Source organism: Carboxydothermus pertinax, from assembly GCF_001950255.1.
Taxonomy (GTDB): Bacteria; Bacillota; Z-2901; order Carboxydothermales; family Carboxydothermaceae; genus Carboxydothermus; species Carboxydothermus pertinax.
Genome location: NZ_BDJK01000059.1, coordinates 44,157 through 45,415, shown reverse-complemented (window position 1 = coordinate 45,415; position 1,259 = coordinate 44,157). Strand labels below are relative to the sequence as shown.

Below are 1,259 nucleotides of genomic sequence, written 5' to 3'. Positions count from 1 at the left end.
GCCTCTTCGATTGTTTCGTGGCTTATAGTACGACTGCTTCCATTATCAGACCGGATTTTTGGCATAAGACCAATTAAACCCTGCTGGCGGTAAAGTTGTAAGTAGCGGCGCAGGGTACGGGAGGAAATTTGACTCTTGGCTAAGATTTCTTTCCGACGTTGGCGCTTTTCCGCCGCTTCTAAATCCGGCTCCAGCAAAGGTGCTATCAGAGCAAAACGTTCAAGAGCAATTTCTTGCTGATAAGATGATTCTTTTGGCAACCTGACCATCTCCTTGTTTAAATATGGTGTTAGTTTCACCATACCACAACCCTAAAAATGGCCAGGAGACCAAACTATGTGAAATTAGTTAAAGCCAGAGGCCGACCACGTCCATGGTCAGCCAGAGATTTACCGCGCCAAACACCGAAGTAGCTTTTACTGCCGGCAGTAGTTCTAAAGCCGCAAGCATTTGCTCCCAGGGAGACGACCGTGCTTCCGTTAGAAGCGATTTTATTTGCCCGGTGTATCTAAAAGCTATACTTTCTAAAACGCCTATAACCTCATGACATCGCTTTAGAAATCGGCGTATCCATCGCCGTGTAGTGGGAATATCCTGATTGCCCTCGACCCGTTCTGGCGGTACCTGCTTGGAAACTACTTCTTCAACTACATTGGCAATCAAAACCTGGGAATAGTGGCGGTAAGGCGCAACAAAATCCGGTAAAATGGCATGAGTTTGCCGGCAGTTAGAGCAACGATATCGGGCTATTGGAATTCTAGTAATAGTTCCATCTAAGGTTATTATTTTTCGCCGATACCACCCATGAAAAGACATCTTTGCACTACATACCGGGCAATACCATTGATTTTCTTCCAAAAAATTTAAATAATTTTCTAAATACTCCTTTACTGAAGCTCCAAGATAAGTTACAATCAAAATGCGTTGTTGTGGGAAAGTCTTCGGTAAGGGGAGTGTCAGCTCCGTAAACCTTACTCGAAGACTTTTCCTTTTTCTCCTTCTTTAGATTTTTTCTCCAATTATTCGCCAGAAGATAAGTAAATTCCTTTTCTATTTGGCCACTAAATCTGAGCATTGGACGGTTATTTTATGTGGGTAGAAACATTTAAGGTCTTCAATGAGCCTGGAAAGGCTCGTAAAGTAAACTGATATGCCCTGGGATAGGGCTTCTATAGCAAGGGCTACGGCAAGGTGCGTCTTCCATACTCCAGGCGGCCCAAGGAATATTACGTTTTCTGCCCGGTGGACAAAGGCCATTT

2 protein-coding genes and 1 pseudogene are annotated in these 1,259 nt (G+C 44.1%); all 3 read right to left on the bottom strand.

Annotation, left to right across the window (positions count from 1 at the left end; translation table 11 throughout):
- Positions 1 to 269: helix-turn-helix domain-containing protein (locus cpu_RS12300; RefSeq protein ID WP_143299323.1), on the bottom strand; the 269-nt coding region annotated here is incomplete at its 3' end.
- Between the two features lie 79 nt (positions 270 to 348).
- Positions 349 to 816, bottom strand: a complete 468-nt coding sequence (locus tag cpu_RS12295; RefSeq protein WP_234970251.1) for a DUF6431 domain-containing protein — start codon at positions 814 to 816, stop codon at positions 349 to 351.
- A 288-nt stretch (positions 817 to 1,104) separates the two neighbouring features.
- Positions 1,105 to 1,259: pseudogene (locus cpu_RS14065) on the bottom strand (ATP-binding protein); the annotation flags it as partial.

Bases quoted from the DNA above. Each gene is read 5' to 3' on its own strand.
- cpu_RS12295 (WP_234970251.1), bottom strand. From the start codon at position 816: ATGTCTTTTCATGGGTGGTATCGGCGAAAAATAATAACCTTAGATGGA.